This is a genomic window from Deltaproteobacteria bacterium (assembly GCA_016709225.1).
GTDB lineage: Bacteria > Myxococcota_A > Polyangia > Nannocystales > Nannocystaceae > Xiheibacterium > Xiheibacterium phototrophicum.
Genome location: JADJEE010000002.1, coordinates 18,028 through 34,904, shown reverse-complemented (window position 1 = coordinate 34,904; position 16,877 = coordinate 18,028). Strand labels below are relative to the sequence as shown.

Sequence of the window (16,877 nt, the reverse complement as noted above, 5' to 3'; positions counted from 1 at the left end):
GTCGCGTTGCCTCGCTCGGCCCGTCTCCACGACCCCAGTGTGCAACCGTGGTGCCACGGCCTGCGGGCGCGACGGACGGGGCTCGGGGTCCACACCCGCTCTGCGCGTGGGCGCGCGCGCACGGTCGCTCGATGACACAGCGCGACGCATCCGCACGCTCGCGCAGCGCCGTCGATCGCGGGCTTGGGTGACCAGCGCGTCGGCTTCATGGCGCCGACACGGCCGCGGTGACGCGGGCGCGAGGCTTGCACCCGCGGCCCGTCGCGACCCCGCGCTCCATCGCGCGCGACCGCAGCGGCACCTGGGCGATCCCATGTTCGAGCAAACCATCTTTGGCCCGCCACTCCCCAGCGCCGTCGCGCCCTCGCCGGCATCGGTGCCCACCCGCGACGTCGATGTCCCCGTAGGGCCGCAGCGCGATGGCGACGGCCCGCGCCTGGTGCCCGGCGAGCGGGTGCCGGGCACGCGCTACCGCCTGTGTCGCTGGCTCGGCGACGGTGGCATGGGCGTGGTCTACGAGGCCGAGCAAGTCGACCTCGAGCGCCGCGTCGCGCTCAAGATCCTTCGTTCGCAGATCGCCGACTGCGACGAGCAGCGCGAACGACTGCGCCGCGAGGCCGCGCTCACCACCAAGATCGCGTCGCCCTACGTGGTGCAGGTGCTCGACTTCGGCGTGCTGCCCGACTCGCGGGTGTTCTATACGATGGAGCTGCTCGCCGGCGCGCCGCTGTCGCGGGAGATCGATGCCGGCGCGATCGCACCGGCGCGCAGCATTGGATTGCTGCGGCAGATGTGTGCCGGGCTCGCGGCTGCGCACCAGGCCGGCATCATCCACTGCGACGTCAAGCCGGAGAACGTCATCGTCGTCGCCGATCGCCGCCACGGCCGTGACTGCGTGAAGCTGCTCGACTTCGGCATCGCGGGCACCCTCCACGACCTGCACACCCGCCGCAAGGCCGGCACCCCCGGCTACATGGCACCCGAGCAGATCGAGGGCACCTCGTTCGATGCGCGCATCGACATCTACGCCCTCGGCTGCACCGCCTACGAGATGCTGAGTGGCCGCCCGCCGTTCCAGCGCGAGACCCCGCTCGAGATCGTCCGCGCACACCTCGAGGCCGACCCACGCCCGCTCACCGAGCTCGCGGTCGACGTGCCGCCGGCACTGGCGGCGGTGGTGATGCGCTGCATCGCCAAGCAGCCCGACGATCGCTACGCGTCGATGGCCGAGCTCGAGGCCGCGCTGTGCGAGGCCAAGATCGCCGCCGGCCTGCGCACCGCGTGGGACGATCTGCCGCTGCCCGAGATCGATGCGACCCGCCGCGGGCAGCTCGAGGCCCGCATGCCGCGGGCGCGCGCCAACCCGATGCTGCGACACCATCGCGTCGTCGCGATGGTGTCGGCAGCCGTGGCATCGCTCAGCCTCGTGCTGTGGCTGTCGTCGTCGGTGGTCGGTGCCGCGGACCACGAGCGCGTCGAGCAGGCGGTCGCCAGCATCCATGCCTCCGCCCAGCGCGGCGCGTTCGAGCACCCGGGCGGCGCGGAGGCCGGCGACACCGCCGACGCCTCGGTGGTCACGCTCGCGCCGATGCAGGGGCCGGCCCCCGAGCTCGCGCGCGCGACTGCGTCGGACATGGGACCGCAGCTGGCCGACGACCTGGTCGCGCCCGACGACCGCGCGCGCGAGGTCTCCGAGGTCGTCGCTGCCAAGCCCTCGCTGCTGACGCGGCAGGGGCACGACGGTCGCGACACGACCGACCATGCCGGTGGTCGCGTGCGTGCGCAGCAGGGCCGGCTCGCGTCCTCGGCTGCGGCTGCACCCGCCATCACCACCTCGAGCGACTCGCCTGCCGACGTCGCGCCGAGCAAGCCCTCGCGGATCGATCGCAGCCGCGCGCGGGCGCTGGTGCGGACCGCTCGGCGTGCGCTCGCGGCCGGCGAGCGCGAGCGCGCGAGCGAGGGCTTCGAGCGCGCGCTCGCCCTCGACCCACGCAGCGCACCCGCGATGCTGGGCCTCAGCGAGATCCGCTTCGACGCCGGCGACCATGCGCGCGCGCTCCACTACGCGCGACGGGCCAGCCAGCTCGCGCCCAGCGACGCCGCCGTGTTGGTGCAGCTGGGCGACTGCTACTTCAAGGTGCTCGATCGCGAGGCCGCGCGCCGGGCGTACCAGCGCGCCGATGGCCTCGGTCACCGCGGTGCCGCCGAGCGCCTGCGTCGACTGGAGGGCTCGCGATGACGCGCGGCGTGCGTGCAGTGGTCGCGATGGCGCTCTGTGGCATCGCGGTCGGGTGCGTCGGGGTCAACCCGCGCTGGGACGAACGCGAGCGCGCAGCGAGCGAGGGCGGCGAGTCGACCGACACCGATGGCACCGACGCCGGAGCCGGCGAGACCTCGACCGCGCCCGCGAGCGCAGCGGACACCGCCACCGTCGACGCGTCGAGCACCGGCGACGTTGGTTCGAGCAGCGGGTCCACCGGCGCGATGCAGTGCCCGCCGGACCGCGGCCTCTGCGATGGCGAGTGCCGCAAGATCCTCTCCGACGCGCACCACTGCGGCGAGGCCTGTGTCGACTGTGAGGACGTGCCCGGCTCCGACGGCAAGTGTCAGCAGGGCGTCTGTCACATGATGGGCGAGGGCAAGGCCGAGGATGGCTGACGGCGCCCACGGACCCGCGTTCGCACAGGCCCACGCGCGCGTGCGGGCGTGGTCGCGACGGCGGTGGTTCCGACCGCTCGCGTGGGCGTTGCTGTCGCCGCTGATGGTGTTCGTGCTGTTCCTCGCCGCCGCCAACGTGATGCTGTGGACCGGCGCGATCGAGGCCATCGTCACCCGTGAGGGCGAGGTCACCCGTGTCGAGCTCGAGCACGGCTTCGCGTGGGTGGTGTGGCCGACCCACGTGCACATCGACGACGCGCGGCTCGCGGTCGACTCGTACAGCTATCAGCTGGCGGTCGAGCTCGAGCACGCCGAGGTCGACATCAGCCTGCTGTCGTTGCTGCAGCGCCGAGCGCACTTCGAGTCGATCACGGCCTCCGGCGTGCGCGCGCAGTACCGCATCAAGCCCGACGCGCAGGGGGCCGATGCGCCGCGCCTGCGCGCGTTCCCGCCGTTCGACGGCACCGCGCCCGAGCCGATTGCGAGCACGCCCAAGCCCAAGCCCGCGCCGGGCGAGGCCTGGGGCGTGGATCTCGACGAGGTCGACGCGCAGGTCGACGCGCTGTGGATCGACGAGTACGACTTCGAACCGGGCGGTCACATCCACGGTGGCCTGCACTGGGTCGACGGCGGTGACTTCAGCGTGCCGCCCACGACGGTGCACGCCGACGCCGCGGTGCTGTGGCTCGGCGCCCACGAGGCCGTGCGCGCGCTGGCCTGCGACGGCACCGTCGAGCTCGCCCGCTTCGACTCGGGCGAGGTGCCAGGGGCCGGGATCCCGGCCTACCTGTCGCTCGCGTTCCGCGGCGAGGGCACGGTCATCGAGCCGGAGGCGCTCACCACCTGGTGGCCGCAGCTGCAGGGCCAGCTGGCCGGCGAGCCCGGACCGCTGTCGATCGACGTTGCGATCGACGCCGGGGTGCTGCGACCGGGCAGCCGCGTGACCCACGACAGCGACCACATCGAGGCCGGGCCCGCGGACGCGTCGTTGCGCGGCCGCTCGCACCTGGTGCTCGCGGTCGGCGACGACGGCCGCCCTGCGGCGTCGTTGACCCTGCACGACGCCCGGCTGCACGGCGGGCAGGGCGAGATGGTGCACGCCGCTGCGCTGCGTGGCTGGCTCGTGCTGCCCCATGGCGACCTCACGCAATCGTGGTCGATCGAACGTGTGCACGCCGAGGGCTCCGAGCTCATCGCGGAGGACCTGCGCCGCATTCCCCTGGGTGACGACGGTTGGTCGTTCGAGCGCGGCCGCGGTCGCGGCCACGCGGTGCTCGACATCGGCGCCGACGAAATCCCGCGGCTGGACCTCGACCTGGGCCTGAAGGCCGTCGTGCTCGCGGCCGGCTCGGTGCGGGTCGGCGGCACCGTCGGGCTCGATGGCACGCTGCGGCGCGAGCCCGGCGGCGCCTTCGCGGCCGACGGCATCGCCGTGCGCTCCGATGCGGTCTCGATCCGCACCGACGGCGGCAAGAGCGACGGTACGTGGGTGCGGCTGCACGACGGTGAGATCCACGTGGCCGACGGCGCGGTGCGCATCGAGGCGCGCGCCGAGGTCGAGAACACGCGCCCGCTGCTCATCCACCTCACCGCGCTCGATCCACTGATCGTCGCGGCGCCGGAGCTCGAGCGTGTCGAGCCGCTCTCGGGTCACGCGAAGGTGCTCGTGCAGGGCGAGATCGTCGAGGTCGAGGTGATCGACAGCGAGCAGCTGGGGCTGCACGCGGCCGCGGTGTGGCGCAGCCGCGGCGAGGCGTGGCGCATGGCGGTGTGGCTCAGCGGGCTCACTGCGTTCGGCTTCACCGCCACCGACGATCGGAAGCTGCGACGGCCGCTGCCGTTCGTCGGTCGCGATTGGTACCGCGAGCAGCGGCGATGGGTGCGGGCGGTGGGCGGACACACCGTCGTCGACGCGCCGACCAACTAGTGTCGAGGTACTAGCGTGCAGCTGCGTCGCGGGCGGCGTCGAGTCGCGCCCGCAGTCGCGCCCGCGTGCCATCGAGTGGGCTGTCGGGGTGGCGCTGCTGGTGATCGTCGAGCAGCCGTCGCGCGGCGTCGTACTCACCGGCGGCGAGGCGGCGCCACGCCTCGGCCAGCTGCTCGGCGCCCAGCAGCGGCAGCGCCGGGATCGCCGGCGGCGGCGGCGTGCGGATGGTCGTCGCGCGGGCCACGGGCGCAGGGATCTCCGGTCGTGCGAGCTCCGGTGCCGCGACGGCGGGCAGCTCGACCACCGGCGCAGCGACGCTCGGCGGTGGGACTGGAGCGGACGCGGTCACCACCGGCGCGGCGGTGCTCGGCCGACGCATCGGCGCCGCGCGGTCGAAGCTCGCGATGATCGAGATCACGGCGACCGCGGTCACCAGCGCCCAGCTCGCGGCGGCGGCGGCCGGCCACGCCTTGCCGAGCAGCAGGCGTGGCCACAGCAGCCACAAACCGTGGGCGCGTGCGGAACCCGGACGCGGCGCCGCGTCGATCGGGAGCTCGACGAGCGCGCGCCGCAGCTCGTGACGTGCCGCCCGCAGCCGCGTCGATACGGTGTTGGGGTTCACGCCGTAGCGCTGCGAGGCCTCGATCGCGGTGTAGCCCTCGACCTCGCACCAGGCGAACGCTTGCTGCTGCTCCGCGGCCAGGCGCCGCGTCATCTCGCGCAGCAGCACGCGGGCCTCGGGTGCCTGCCAGGGCCGCTCCGGTGGTGCGAAGCCCATCCAGGTGCGCAGCGCGTCGAGCTTGCGACGGTGTCGCTGGGCGCTGCGACGGTGGCGGAAGGCCACGCGCCGGGCGATCACCACCAGCCAGCCGTCGATGCGATCGCCGTCGAAGTCGTCGAGTCGCCGATGGGCGACCACGAACACGTCCTGCACGGCGTCGTCCTCGAGCCACGACGGCACGCCGAGCCGGCGGATCGTCGCGCGCACCAGCGGGAGGTTCTCGCGGTAGACCGCCCTGAACCCGCTTGCGGGCAGTCGTGCGTCGAGTGCGTTGGCCTGCATGGCGACGTGCACGCCTTTACGGCTCGTAGCGGGCCATCCAAGGGCCGATGGTCAACACCGCGGCATCGGGTACCGTGGTCTGACCGATCACGACGAGCGTACCGTCGTCGGCGACGTCGCCGTAGGCGGCCCCGTCGAGCTCGAGCGCGTCGGCCCAGATGATGCCGTTGGCGTCGACCGACGCGACCCAGCTCTGCGGGTTGCCGGCGATGGTGCCGCCGATCACGAAGATCTCGCCGCATGCGCCGGTGGCCAGCGCCCACGGGTGGTGGAATCCAGGCGTCGTTGCGCTGTCGAGGGCGAACACGGTGCTACCGGTGTCGCGATCGATGACGTCGAGCCACTGGGTCTCGGTGCCGGCCGGAACCTCGTAGTCGAGCTCGTACGAGGCGATCACGGGGCGCTGGTTCGAGTCGAGCGCGAGCGCCCGCGGCACGCGGCCCGCGAGCAGGAACGCGCTGGTCGGCGTGGTGTAGGCGCCCGCGGCGAAGCGCACCACCTCCACGCCGGCCCCGTTGCCGCGCAGGCCCCAGACTTCACCCGCCGCGCCCTCGACGAGATGGCTGAACATGCTCGTGTCCGCAGCGTCGGCGCGGGAAATCTCGGTGCCGTCGACATCGAAGTGGAGCAGCCGTGAGTACCCGAGCCCATCGGAGTACCAGTACGCGTGGGCGAGCGAGGTGCCGTCGGCGAGCAGCAGCGCCTCGTTGGCGAGTGCGTTGAACATCGGGCCATCGAACGCCGCAGCGCTCCACGTCACGCTGCCGTCGGCGCCCGTCAGCTGCAGCCACTCGTCGCCCTCGTAGAAGCTCGACATCGCGACCAGGTGGCGATCGCTCGCATCGCGCGAGAGCACACCGACGTGCTCGAGCGTTCCCGGGGCCGTACCGAACGTGATCTCGCCGGCAGTGTCGATCTGCGCCCAGGTGTGGTTGCCCTGAATGAACGTGATCGAGACCTCGCCTGCCGGAGAGAACACCACGTCCTCGAAGCCCGACAGCTGCGGGTCGTCGTCGGGCCCGGCGTGGATCGACAGCAGCGAGCGGGTGCCCGTGTTGCTCGCACAGGCGTCGGCGCCCGTGGTGCTCGTCGCCGACACCGAGCCGGCGTCGTCACCCGAGCCGCTCTCGGCGTCGCCAGAGCCCGACGCGGTGAGCAGCTCGGCGGGCTCACCGAGGTCCTGCTCGCGCACGCAGGCGGGCACGAGCAGGGGGACGAGGAGCAGGGCGGGCTGCAGTCGGGGGGTCGGCATGGGCTTCACCCGCTTCGATCTCCGCATCGCGGTGGTTTCGTTGCCGGCACGCGTGCGGCTACACTGGGCGGCGGCAGATGCCGGCGTGGTTCGTGGTCTCGGGGCTGCTCGCGTGCACGGAGCCGACGGCCCCGCCCACGCCCGAGGCATTGCGCTGGCGCGCACCTGCGCAGTGTCCCACGTCCGAGGTGGTCGCCGCGCGCGCCCGTGCGCTGGGGCCGGCGGATCTCGACGCGTCCGCGACCATCGAGGCCGTGCCCGGCGGGTTTGCGGCGCAGGTCGAGCATGGCGGGCGTCGTCACGAGCTGCGCTCGGCCAGCTGCGACGAGCTCGCGACCGCGGTCGCGCTGCTGCTGGCGGGCATGGACGTGCCACCGCCGGAGCCGCTCGCGGGCGAGAGCGCGCCGGGCGTCCGGGTGCCCGCGCAGCCGGAGCCCGCGGCAGCGCCGGCCGCTGCGCCCGCGAGCGTTGCATCGTCCGCGTCCGCCGATCGATCGACCCGTCGGCCACCGCGCGCGGTGCCCCACTGGCCCCGCGACGCCGAGCCCCCCGCGATCCTCGGGCCCTACGTGCTCGCGGCCGCGACCGTGGGCGTCGGTTCGGTGCCGCGGATCGACGTCGGTGGCCGCGGCGCATTGGGCTGGTCGTGGACCCGCGTCGCGCTCGAGGTCGGCGCGTTCGGGCTGGCGCCGATGCGTCGCGCGATCGATGCCACGACCAGCGGCACGATCATGGTCGCCGCCAGCAGCGTCCACGCCAGCGCGCGGTTGCGCTGGGCTCGCGTCGAGCTGCGACCGGGGGGCGCGTTCGAGGCCGGAGCCAGCCGCGTGCGCGCACGCGGCGAGGTCGTGCGCCGGATCGGGCGCGCGCCATGGTTGGCGCTGCGCGCCGAGCTGCGGCTGCTGGCGTGGTTGCACGCACGCGTGGCGGCCACCGTCGCCGCTGCGATGATCGTGCCGCTGCTACAGACGCGTTACCGCATCGGTGAGGCGCTGCTCTTCGAGGGCCGGCCGGTCGGCTTCGCCGCCACGCTGGGGCTGACGATCGCGCTCGGTCGCGACGCTTGAGCGCAAGGGCGGCGCGGCCCGATTGTCCACGTTGGATCATCGGCGTCGACGGGCGCACGATGGTCGGCGCGAGGCCGGCCCGCCGATGATCTCGCCGAGACAATCGGTGGTGCAGCGCGAATCCGACGTCCGCTTCGGGTGTGCAATGCCCTCGTGCGAACCCCGAACTCCGAAACGGACGAGCTCCAACGTGCGACCGCGGCGCTGCGTGCCCGCGTCGCGTACAACCTCCGTCGGCTCGCCAAGCAACGCGGGCTCTCGATCGTGCGCGTGTGTCACTTCGCCGACGTCACGCGCTCGGCCATGTACCGCGCGCTGGCTGGCCGCGCGTCGATGACGGTCGGCACCATCGCTCGACTCGCGAGCGCGCTGCAGGTCGACCCCGCCGAGCTACTCGCGGCGGTCGACGGCACCGGCGGTGCGCCCGAGTGAGCGCCAGCGGACAGCCCTCACTCCGCGATCGTGTTCAAGAACATGTCGGCCAGCGCCGCGTGCCCTTCCGGCGTGGGATGGATGCAGGTGAGGTCGAACCATGTCGCGTTGTCGGGCCCGCGGTAGCACTGGCTCGCGGGATCGCCGGCGTGGAAGCCGTGGCCACAGAAGCCCTCCGACATGAACACGACGTCGGTACCGTTCTCCTGCGCGATGCGCATGTACTCCTCGTTGATGTGCTTGAGCGAGCCCTGCAGCACATCGGGCATCTTCGCGCTCGAGTTGAAGCCCGCCAGGCCCGCCGTCGGGCAGCTGAGGAAGTCGAACGTCACGTCGGTGAACTCGTAGACGTTGGCGTTCACGACGAACACGCCGTTGGGGAACTTGTCGGGATCCTCGACCAGCCACTTCACCGCGGCCTCGTGCTCGGCCACCATCGCCTCGACCTCGGCCAGCAGGTCGGCCAGCGGGGTGCCGTCGAGATAGTCCTTCGCGATCGCGGCGCCGTCGTTGCCGCCCATCGTGTAGATCACCAGCGTGCGCTGCGTGAGGTCCTCGGGCGCGAAGCAGTTCGACAGCTGGCCCTCGAGGTCGTCGTTGCGGGCGCCCCACACCGCGCACGACGCGAACGCACCGCTCTCCATCACGTTCGTGGTGCCGCCGATGCTGACGCCTTCCCACTGCGTCGACGGCGGCTCCAGCTCGAACTGGGTCGCCAGGGCGTTGGCGAGGATCGAGCGGTAGAACTGCGTCGCCGTGGTCGGCGGCGTGCCCACCGTCACCGAGTCGCCGAGGAAGACGATGCGCTCGATGTCGGTGATGTCCTGCTGGTTGGTGCCTTGGCAGTGCGAGCCGAGCGGCACGTCGAACATCGAGTAATCGGCGACCGGCGAGACGCCCGCGACATACTGCATGTCGATGCACGCAACGCCCGGCGAGCCGGTGTCGGTGTCGGTTGCGTCGGTGGTCGAGCCGTCCATGCCGCCCGAGCTGTCGGCTGCGCTCGCGCTCATGCCGGTCGCATCGGTCGCCGTCGTGGCCATACCCGTCGCACTCGTCGCGCTCGCCGAGCCCGTCGTGCCCGCATCGGTGGTCGAGTCGTCGGCGCTGCCCTCGGCGCTGCCGTCGTCGCCACAGGCGCTCGTGAGCGCGAGCGCGAGCGCGAGCGCGGCCGGCCACGGGCGAAGCAGGAGCGAGCGGGGGCGGAACGTGGTCGGCAAGTGCATCGTGATCACCAAAGGCTTGGCCACGGTCACTCTACGGCGGGGCTCCGGCGCGGTCACCCGCAATGACGAGGGTAGGGTGTGACCGGGCCATTCGGCTCGGGTTGCGCGGCGCGAGCGGCCGCGCGCGAGGGGCCGGGGAACCCCGCCAGCGGCCGCGTGAGGACACCTGGTCGCTGGGATCGCGCGGGTGGGCGCTGCTCGGGCGGCGGGGGAGCGCGGTCGCGAGCGGACGGCTCGGCGGGGGTTGTGTGTGGGCGAACGCCCGTGGACCGCGGTCGATCCCGATCACTCCCCCGCTAGATGTCGTGCACTCGGCCGGCAGGGCCATGAGTCGGCTTCTCGCCGGTGGCGATGTCTGCGTCTGCGACGGCGCGAAAGAGCCCGAGGCCGAAGTGGGCCCCGTACCCGAGCGCGATCGGGCCCTGCTGTGGAGTGTCGAACACCAGCCTGACGCCGTAGCCACGATCGGGCCCACGCCGGCCGCCACCGCTGTGGCGACGGCGGTGGAATCGCGCCCAGCGGTCGCGCTCGCCGATCTCGGTGACTTCGCTGGGCTCGACTCCTACGAATTGGATGCACGCGCGTCGGATCTGCTGCTCGATCGACTCGCGCCACTGCCCGCGGACCCGCTTGGGATGCCGCGTCGGGACGAACGGCGTGACGCTCTCCCACACGCGTCCGGTTGCGAGCACGGCAGTGCGCGGGGGCTCCCGCCCGCCGAGATCCGCGGCGCTACCGAGGCCGACAAGGACCAGCTCGAGGTCGTGACCGCCGCGGCCCCAGAGCCGGCGGATCTGTTGCAGCGCCAACACGTCGTGGTCGTCGAAGCCAGCGCGGGCTGCGATCAGCAGGTGGTCGATCACGCCGCGCGCAGCGTTGCCGGGATCGTCGCTGCACGCGAGGAACATCGCGTGGCCGTGGTTCGATGGCTCGTGCCCGTGGCCCGAGAACACCGGGCGCGCGTCACCGGTGAGATCGCGTGAGCGTGACATCGCCGACGCACGCAGGCGCTCCGTGACCGCGAGCGCGTGCTCGAGCCGAGGCAGCACGGCCGATCGGATTGCGAAGCGAGCCACGTTGGGGCGCGTGCGCGGGCGACGGGCGACGGCCGGCGTGACCGCCCGATCGAACGGCGCGCGCTCGAACACGTAGCGCACCAGGCGGGTGCCGGGTACGCGCGACCAGCCCTCGCTGCGATAGCGGGCGCCGTCGAAGGTCAGCACGTCCCACAGTCGGCGCGGGATGTCCGGCCCCTTCTTCGGCTTGGGCCGCTCTGCACAAAGCGCCTCGAGCTCTTCGGCCGTGGCGACCGCCAGCAGGTTGGTTGCGCCCGCGCGATCGAGCTGCTCGTGCGGCCAGCAGTCCCAATCGTCGCCGCCCACGTCGACCACCCGCAGATCGGCCCACGATTCGGCGCGCCCGAGATAGGTGGTCCGGGCACAGAGGCTCTCGAGCAGGCTGCGTTCGGACGACGTGAGCTCGACCGCCCACGCCATCGTCACCGGTCGAGGGTCTCGCGCACCGCCTTCGATCGCGACGAAGGCATCGAATACCTTGGCGCGCTTGTGGCCCGCGTCGTCGATGTCCGGCATGTAGTGTCGCGTGTGGGCATCGACGGCCCGCGGCAGACGATAGCGCGGCAGGGCCCGCAGCTTCTCGAACAGGGGCTCGGCCTTTGCGGGCGCGACGTCGCCGGCATAGGCCGCACTGACGAGCGCCCGGAGCACACGCCAGGGCGACGGCGGCCACTCCGGGATGCCCTCGTTGTGGGCGTGGTACCAGCCGTTGCCGTGGAAGCGACCGGCGAGAAAGCGCAGCTCGAGCGCAATCACGGCTACCGCTTCCCCCTCGTCGCCTTCTTCTCACCGGACGTGAACGTCGCGATGCTGACCGGTGGGCTCGCGAAGTGCTCGCTGGCCGCCTTGATGAGCTCGGGCAGCGCGGCTTCGATCGCCGCGAGTTCGGGCACCACGAAGCCGGTCGGCGCCTTGACCTCGAGGGCGCCTGCCGCGAGGTCGCACGCGGTGCGCAGGCGCAGGCCGGTCTCGAGGAACTTGCGCACCTTGAACAACCCCAGCGCGAGCAGCAGGCGCTGCATCGCGTCGCCCAGTCGGTAGCCGCGCAGCTGCTCGAGATCGAGGTTGAAGTACGCGGTGATGCGCTCGGCCACGAACTCCGTGCGGTGGAAGGGAACGTTGCCGAAGCCCTCGGTCGCCGTGCGACCGCTCTCCTCGTCCTTGCCCGGTTGCACGCGATCGTTCTTCACACCACCGGTCGTCACGCGGCCCACGCGGTCGGCCTCGATGAATCCAGAGATTGCTCGTGGCACGCGCAGGACCCCGGCGATGCTCTCGAGGAAGACCCCGTGCAAGAGGCAGCCGATGTCGAATCGTGCGAGCGCGGTGATGAGTTTGTGGCGGTCGAGTGGCTTCTTCTCGTCGAACGCGATGGCTTCGACCAGCTGATTGGCGAAATCCGACTTCTCGATATAGACCGAGTTCAGGCGGTGCGCCTCCTGGATCGACGTGGTCAGCAGGCTGCCATCGGCCGCGTTCACGCGCACGTACGGCAGCCCCTCGAGCGGCGTATACAGTTCGTTGCGGGCCTCGTCCCAGCACGCAGCCTCGAGCCGATTTGCCACGCTCTGCGCCGATTCGAGCAGCAGCTGTTCGTCGCCGTTGGGCAGCGTGTACACGCCCGCGCCGACGTCGGGGAAGCCGGTCGGTTGGAAGCGTGTGCCTTGCACGGGGGTGAGTTCGACCTGCAGGAGCAGGCGCGGTCCGGCGGGAAGATCGAAGGTGGTCATGGACTCTCCGGCGATGGGGTTCGGACGGCAGGCTCGACGGCGGGAAGCACCATCGCTTCGAGTCGCCGCCGTTGGGTCCGTGTGAGCGGGAACGCGAGCGCAGCGGCGATCCGGCGTGTGCGCGCTGGGGACTCGATCCATGCGCGGTCGGGCAGCGCGCGTCCGCTGGCGGACAGCCTGCGGATCGCTGCCGCGGTGGCACCGGAGGCATCGCCCGCGCACGCCCGCTGCAGCGCGCCGGCCGTGCGCGGCAGCGCGTCGTCGCCGAGCCGTCGGTGGTGGACGAGCGCCAGCACGGCATAGCTCGCCGGCGGCACCAGCGTGTCCGCAGGCGGCGGCGCGAGCGTTGGATCATCGACCAATGCCAGGCCACGCAGCCAGCGCTCGATCAGGCGGTCGTCGGTGTTGCCGTCGATGAACTGTGCGATGTCAGTGAGCGAGCACCAGGGCCTGGCAGCGTCCGGCGACGCCGCGCCCAGCTGTTGCTGCCCCTCGACGTCCTCGCGCAGCAGCAGCGCACAGAGGTTCTCCACGAGCGGGGCGTCGGTGAAGACGCAGCCGAGATCATCGGCGCGCCCGAAGCTGCGGCCTGCGCGGTCGAGCGGCACCCAGCGTCGCCGGATCGCCGGCCTGCTCGCGAGTGCGGCCGCTAGGCGCAGCTCGCAGCTGCCATCGTCGACGGCGTCGGCCCACGCACTACGCAGGCGGGGCACGGGCGTCAAGAATGCCTTGGTCGCGAACGACAATGAGCGGGCGAGGGCACGCTCGGCGTCCCCGAGTGCCAGCAGCGTGGGGGCGAGCGCGCCACGGGTCGCGGCCTCGAACATCGCCTGCTCGAGCTGACGGCGAGCGACCGCGACCGCGGCGGGAGCGTTCTTGCCAATCGACTTGTGCCGGAAGCGCTCGTACCAGGCATCGATGTCGTCGAGCAACCGCGCAGCCCCGAGTTCGTGGGTCGCGAAGCGGCCGAGCGGGGTCGCGAAGTAGGCTAGGCCGTTGCGGACCTGGAACCCGATCCGCGCAAAGCCGTCGATACCCCGATCGACGCCGAGACCCGCGACCGCCCGTGCGAAGTCGAGGGCCGTGCTCGCGGGTCGGCTCGCATCTCCGCGACTCACGGTTGCGCGACCCTCGGCGAACAGACGCCGAAGCGAGCGCATCGATGCGGGCGCGGACCACAGCGGCAGCCACACCTCGTCTCGACTGTCGCCCTCGTCGGCGTCGGTCAGCGACGCCAGGCCCGCACCGGCCTTCGCATGGAACGGGAACGCCAGCGTCGCCGGGCCGCTGCTCTCGAGGCGCCGGGTCGCGGCGCCCGCGAACACCAGCGAGCCCTCGATCAGCAGCACGAAGTCCCACGGGTTGCTGCGTTCGTTCGCCGCCGGTTGGAACTGGCCCATCACGCCCTTGAAGCGATGCGCCACCGCGTCATCGAACAGCGACGACGTGAGCGCCGCGCGGCTGTCCGCCGAGAGCACCTCGACCACGCGCTGCTGGAAGTTGTTGGTGAAATCGAGTCGTCCGTCGTTGCCGCCGGTGCCGAGCAGCGGGGGGAACAGCAATCGGGCGTCGCCGAGGACCACCGCGGCGTCGAGCCAGGCGAGCGCGGCGTCGGGCAGAGCCGCGCGCATGGCCGCGACCATCGTGACCTTGTCGTCGTCCTCGGGGCGTGTGTCCCAGCCGCGCGCGGCGACGTAGTCGCGGCCCACCGCGATGGCTGCGGCGAAGTCGGCGAGCCGCGGATCGCTCGAGTTCGCGATGTGGTCGGCGGCGTCTCGGCTGTCCTTGGGATAGAACCCGCTGCCGCCGTTCCACGGTGCGATCACCGGACTCGGCCTCCAACGCGAAGCGAAGAAGTCGAGCAGTGCCTCGCGGTCGAGCGTGCTGCGCAAGACGAAGTACTCGCCGCGCCAGAACCCGCACGCGTCCGAGTCGCGCTGCTCGGCGACCAGTCGAAGCACGCCCAGCGCCTTGAGGTACGACGCCAGCGGCTCGGGGCGACAACCGTGCAGCTCGACCTCGAAGTGATCCGCATGCGCGTCAGCCGGCATCGGGGCCTCCTTGGTGTCGGTCGCGTTGCTGGCTCGCGCGCCAGTCGGCGACGCGCACGAGGGTCTCCACATACGAGAGCCGGAAGGGCCCGTGGCGCTCGAGCAATCGCATCATCTGATCCGACCACGCCTCGTGGCCTTCGCCGCCGCCGAGCTCCATGCACGCGAGGCTGAGCGCCTGCTCTGGCACGATCTCACCGTCGCCGAGGTCCACGGACGGCAACGTGTCGCCGTCGTGGACGCCGTGGGCAAAGCGGCAGTGCGGTCGGTCGGTTGGGGGTTCCTCGCCGGGACGAGCCCGCAGCGCGATGCGAACCTTGCCGTGGTGTGCGGCAACCACGAACGCGCCGAGGTCGGACTTGCCGGCCGCGAGCCAGGCGAGCGCGCTCGCCAGCTCGTGCCGGAAGAAGCGTCGGGGATTGCGTCCGCCGTGTCGGCCGTCGCTCTTCGCCCATGGCCCACCCGTGCGTCGAGGATCGTCGCCGGGGAGATGTTCGATCAGCATCTGCTGGAATGCGGGGTGGACCTTGCCGGCGTCGTGCCATCGCGCGGCGTCAATCAGCACCGGCTCGTCGACGATCGCGGCGGTGTGCCGACCGAGGCGATCCAACAACGCGCGCATGTGAACGGCGGTGTCTTCGGCGTGCGTCCGCATGGTGATGTAGTCGCCTCCGAACGTGAGCGAGTCGGCCGCGTCGGCGTCGGGCGGTTCACCGCGGGCTGCCACCGCGGGTGGTACGTCGGCGCGATCGCGCGTGAAGCCGGCGTCGGGCCGATAGCCGCCGACGCCCACGTCGACGACGACCGCGAGCCCGGGGAACAGGCGCTCGACCTCGACCCACGCGCGGCGAAGGCCGTCGAATCGCCACACCGACTTTCCCTTGGTGAGCTTCTCGAGCTCGTGCACGGGCACCTGGCACAGCTCGTCGCGCTGCAGGTCCGGTGCGTCGAGCCCGGGTGGCTCGTCACCCAGCTCGCGCCACGCGACCTGGACGTCGCGGTCGTCGGTGGCGCGGACATACGGTGCCACGTCGATGTCGTGGCCTGCGAGGTCGGGCTCGGTGTCGAACAGCTCGATCAAGTCCTTGCCGCGCAGCACCGGCAGGGTCGGGCTCTCGGCCTCCGTCGCGATGGTGGCCAACGACGCCGGGCCGACGTCGGTGAGTGCGTTCGCCTTCGTGCGTGCGGCGACCAGTGCATCGGCCTCGTAGGGCAGGCAGAGGTTGGCGTCTTCGGTCTCGATGTCGATCAAGACCGCGCGGGCGGACTCGTGCTCTCCCGCGCGATTGAGCCGGCCGAAGCGTTGGACCAGCGATGCCCAGGGTGCGAGCTCGGTGAACAGCGTCTTCGCGGAGATGTCGACGCCGGCCTCGATCGCCTGGGTCGCGACCAACACGCCCACGAACGTGCCGGCGAGCGCGGCATCCTGGATGCGGCGGCGGTCGATCGGTCGGAAGCGCGAGTGCACGAGCGCAGTCGCTTCGAGCCCAGGCTCGTGGCCGAGTAGCGCGTACAGCTCCTGCGCACGCTGGACGCGATTGACCACCACGAGTGTGAGCGTGCCGGGCACGTGAGCAGCGGCGATCTCCTTGGCCAGCGGCGCGAGCGAGCCCTTCTTGCCTAGTGGGGTCGCGGCGCGCTCGAGGGTCTTGCGTGCCCGCAGCCTGCGCTCGAGCGCGGGCTCGGCCGCGACGAATGGCTGCCGCGATAGCGCCCGCCGCACATCGACGGTGCGCAAGCGCCCCTCGGCCAGGGTCGCTGTCATCCACACCGTCTTTGCTGAGCCGGCGACCCCGAGCTGCTCGCGGAAGGCCTGCAGCTGCGACGCCGTCGAGGCGCCCACGCCCATGAGCTGCACCTCGTCGATGACCCACGTGCAGTCATTGTTAAGCAGGGCGAAGTGCACGGGCCATCGGTAGCGGCTCATCGCATAGCCGCGCATGAGCGCGCGCGACAGCAGCTGGTCCTGGGTGCCGATGATGATGGTGTCGCGATCGGGATGTTGCTCCCATCCATCGTCGACGGCGCCTCCGAGCATGAGGTGCACGCCGAGTCGCTCGGGGCCGAGGTTCAGACGGCGCACCCACTCGATGACGGCACGGTGGGTCTGCTCGACCAGCGTGCGCATCGGCAAGCAGAACACCAGCCGCGTGCCCGCCTCGTCGCGCTGCGTCGGGCTGCCGTGCAGGCGCCGCCACAACCAGCCCAGCACTGCGGTCGCGGTCTTACCCGAGCCGGTCGGCGCCTCGAGGAGATCGGGCAGGGACTCCGCAGCAGCGAACGCGCGCTGGTACGCGTAGGGATCGCGCGACGTAGCCTTGCGGAAGAAGTCGTCGAAGGTCATCGGGTCTCCTGCCGGCGGCTGGCCGCGCGTGCGCACGAGGTCGGCACGGGC

At 72.0% G+C, this 16,877-nt stretch carries 12 protein-coding genes; 5 read left to right on the top strand and 7 right to left on the bottom strand.

Translation table 11 applies throughout. From position 1 onward, the window contains the following. The first annotated feature begins 313 nt into the window (after positions 1 to 313). From IPH07_14350 to IPH07_14340, 3 genes are read left to right on the top strand one after another with little or no spacing between them, the layout of a single operon-like run. Positions 314 to 2,239 carry a protein kinase gene (locus IPH07_14350; GenBank protein ID MBK6918572.1) on the top strand — a complete coding sequence of 642 codons (1,926 nt, stop codon included), beginning with the start codon at positions 314 to 316 and terminating at the stop codon, positions 2,237 to 2,239. Further along, the gene (locus tag IPH07_14345) at positions 2,236 to 2,658 is read left to right on the top strand and encodes a hypothetical protein (GenBank protein MBK6918571.1); all 423 of its coding nucleotides are present in this window, start codon (positions 2,236 to 2,238) and stop codon (positions 2,656 to 2,658) included. Before IPH07_14350 ends, IPH07_14345 begins: the two co-directional genes overlap by 4 nt. Next, complete coding sequence (locus IPH07_14340; protein ID MBK6918570.1) at positions 2,651 to 4,585, top strand: hypothetical protein; 1,935 nt, start codon at positions 2,651 to 2,653, stop codon at positions 4,583 to 4,585. Before IPH07_14345 ends, IPH07_14340 begins: the two co-directional genes overlap by 8 nt. 10 nt (positions 4,586 to 4,595) lie before the next feature. Here IPH07_14340 and IPH07_14335 read toward each other — a convergent pair whose 3' ends face one another. Further along, entirely contained in the window at positions 4,596 to 5,648 is a 1,053-nt protein-coding gene (locus IPH07_14335) for a sigma-70 family RNA polymerase sigma factor (GenBank protein MBK6918569.1), read from the bottom strand. 16 nt (positions 5,649 to 5,664) lie between these two features. Beyond that, on the bottom strand, positions 5,665 to 6,900 hold the full coding sequence (locus IPH07_14330) for a hypothetical protein (protein ID MBK6918568.1): 1,236 nt from the start codon (positions 6,898 to 6,900) through the stop codon (positions 5,665 to 5,667). A 77-nt stretch (positions 6,901 to 6,977) separates the two neighbouring features. Between IPH07_14330 and IPH07_14325 the strand changes: the two genes are divergently transcribed. Both IPH07_14325 and IPH07_14320 read left to right on the top strand, forming a co-directional pair. Continuing rightward, positions 6,978 to 7,967 carry a hypothetical protein gene (locus IPH07_14325; GenBank protein MBK6918567.1) on the top strand — a complete coding sequence of 330 codons (990 nt, stop codon included), beginning with the start codon at positions 6,978 to 6,980 and terminating at the stop codon, positions 7,965 to 7,967. Positions 7,968 to 8,120: 153 nt separating this feature from the next. Further along, complete coding sequence (locus IPH07_14320; protein MBK6918566.1) at positions 8,121 to 8,399, top strand: helix-turn-helix transcriptional regulator; 279 nt, start codon at positions 8,121 to 8,123, stop codon at positions 8,397 to 8,399. A 17-nt stretch (positions 8,400 to 8,416) separates the two neighbouring features. On the opposite strand, the gene IPH07_14315 is transcribed toward IPH07_14320, so the two are convergent. The 5 genes from IPH07_14315 to IPH07_14295 form a co-directional block, all read right to left on the bottom strand. Further along, positions 8,417 to 9,649: an SGNH/GDSL hydrolase family protein gene (locus IPH07_14315; protein ID MBK6918565.1), complete on the bottom strand. Its 1,233-nt coding sequence runs from the start codon at positions 9,647 to 9,649 to the stop codon at positions 8,417 to 8,419. 272 nt (positions 9,650 to 9,921) lie between these two features. Further along, positions 9,922 to 11,457: a type I-U CRISPR-associated protein Cas5/Cas6 gene (cas5u6u, locus tag IPH07_14310; GenBank protein ID MBK6918564.1), complete on the bottom strand. Its 1,536-nt coding sequence runs from the start codon at positions 11,455 to 11,457 to the stop codon at positions 9,922 to 9,924. A gap of 2 nt (positions 11,458 to 11,459) precedes the next feature. Continuing rightward, positions 11,460 to 12,431 (bottom strand): type I-U CRISPR-associated protein Cas7, encoded by a 972-nt coding sequence (cas7u, locus tag IPH07_14305; protein MBK6918563.1) that lies wholly within the window; start codon positions 12,429 to 12,431, stop codon positions 11,460 to 11,462. Then, positions 12,428 to 14,482 (bottom strand): type I-U CRISPR-associated protein Csx17, encoded by a 2,055-nt coding sequence (gene csx17, locus IPH07_14300; protein MBK6918562.1) that lies wholly within the window; start codon positions 14,480 to 14,482, stop codon positions 12,428 to 12,430. Before csx17 ends, cas7u begins: the two co-directional genes overlap by 4 nt. Then, positions 14,472 to 16,826, bottom strand: coding sequence for a DEAD/DEAH box helicase (locus IPH07_14295; protein MBK6918561.1), 2,355 nt, complete (start codon positions 16,824 to 16,826; stop codon positions 14,472 to 14,474). Before IPH07_14295 ends, csx17 begins: the two co-directional genes overlap by 11 nt. Positions 16,827 to 16,877 lie beyond the last annotated feature (51 nt).

Coding starts and splice junctions, on each gene's coding strand:
- IPH07_14330 (MBK6918568.1), bottom strand. CDS start 6,900: ATGCCGACCCCCCGACTGCAGCCCGCCCTGCTCCTCGTCCCCCTGCTC.
- cas7u (MBK6918563.1), bottom strand. CDS start 12,431: ATGACCACCTTCGATCTTCCCGCCGGACCGCGCCTGCTCCTGCAGGTC.
- IPH07_14295 (MBK6918561.1), bottom strand. CDS start 16,826: ATGACCTTCGACGACTTCTTCCGCAAGGCTACGTCGCGCGATCCCTAC.
- csx17 (MBK6918562.1), bottom strand. CDS start 14,482: ATGCCGGCTGACGCGCATGCGGATCACTTCGAGGTCGAGCTGCACGGT.
- IPH07_14335 (MBK6918569.1), bottom strand. CDS start 5,648: ATGCAGGCCAACGCACTCGACGCACGACTGCCCGCAAGCGGGTTCAGG.
- IPH07_14345 (MBK6918571.1), top strand. CDS start 2,236: ATGACGCGCGGCGTGCGTGCAGTGGTCGCGATGGCGCTCTGTGGCATC.
- IPH07_14325 (MBK6918567.1), top strand. CDS start 6,978: ATGCCGGCGTGGTTCGTGGTCTCGGGGCTGCTCGCGTGCACGGAGCCG.
- IPH07_14340 (MBK6918570.1), top strand. CDS start 2,651: ATGGCTGACGGCGCCCACGGACCCGCGTTCGCACAGGCCCACGCGCGC.
- IPH07_14350 (MBK6918572.1), top strand. CDS start 314: ATGTTCGAGCAAACCATCTTTGGCCCGCCACTCCCCAGCGCCGTCGCG.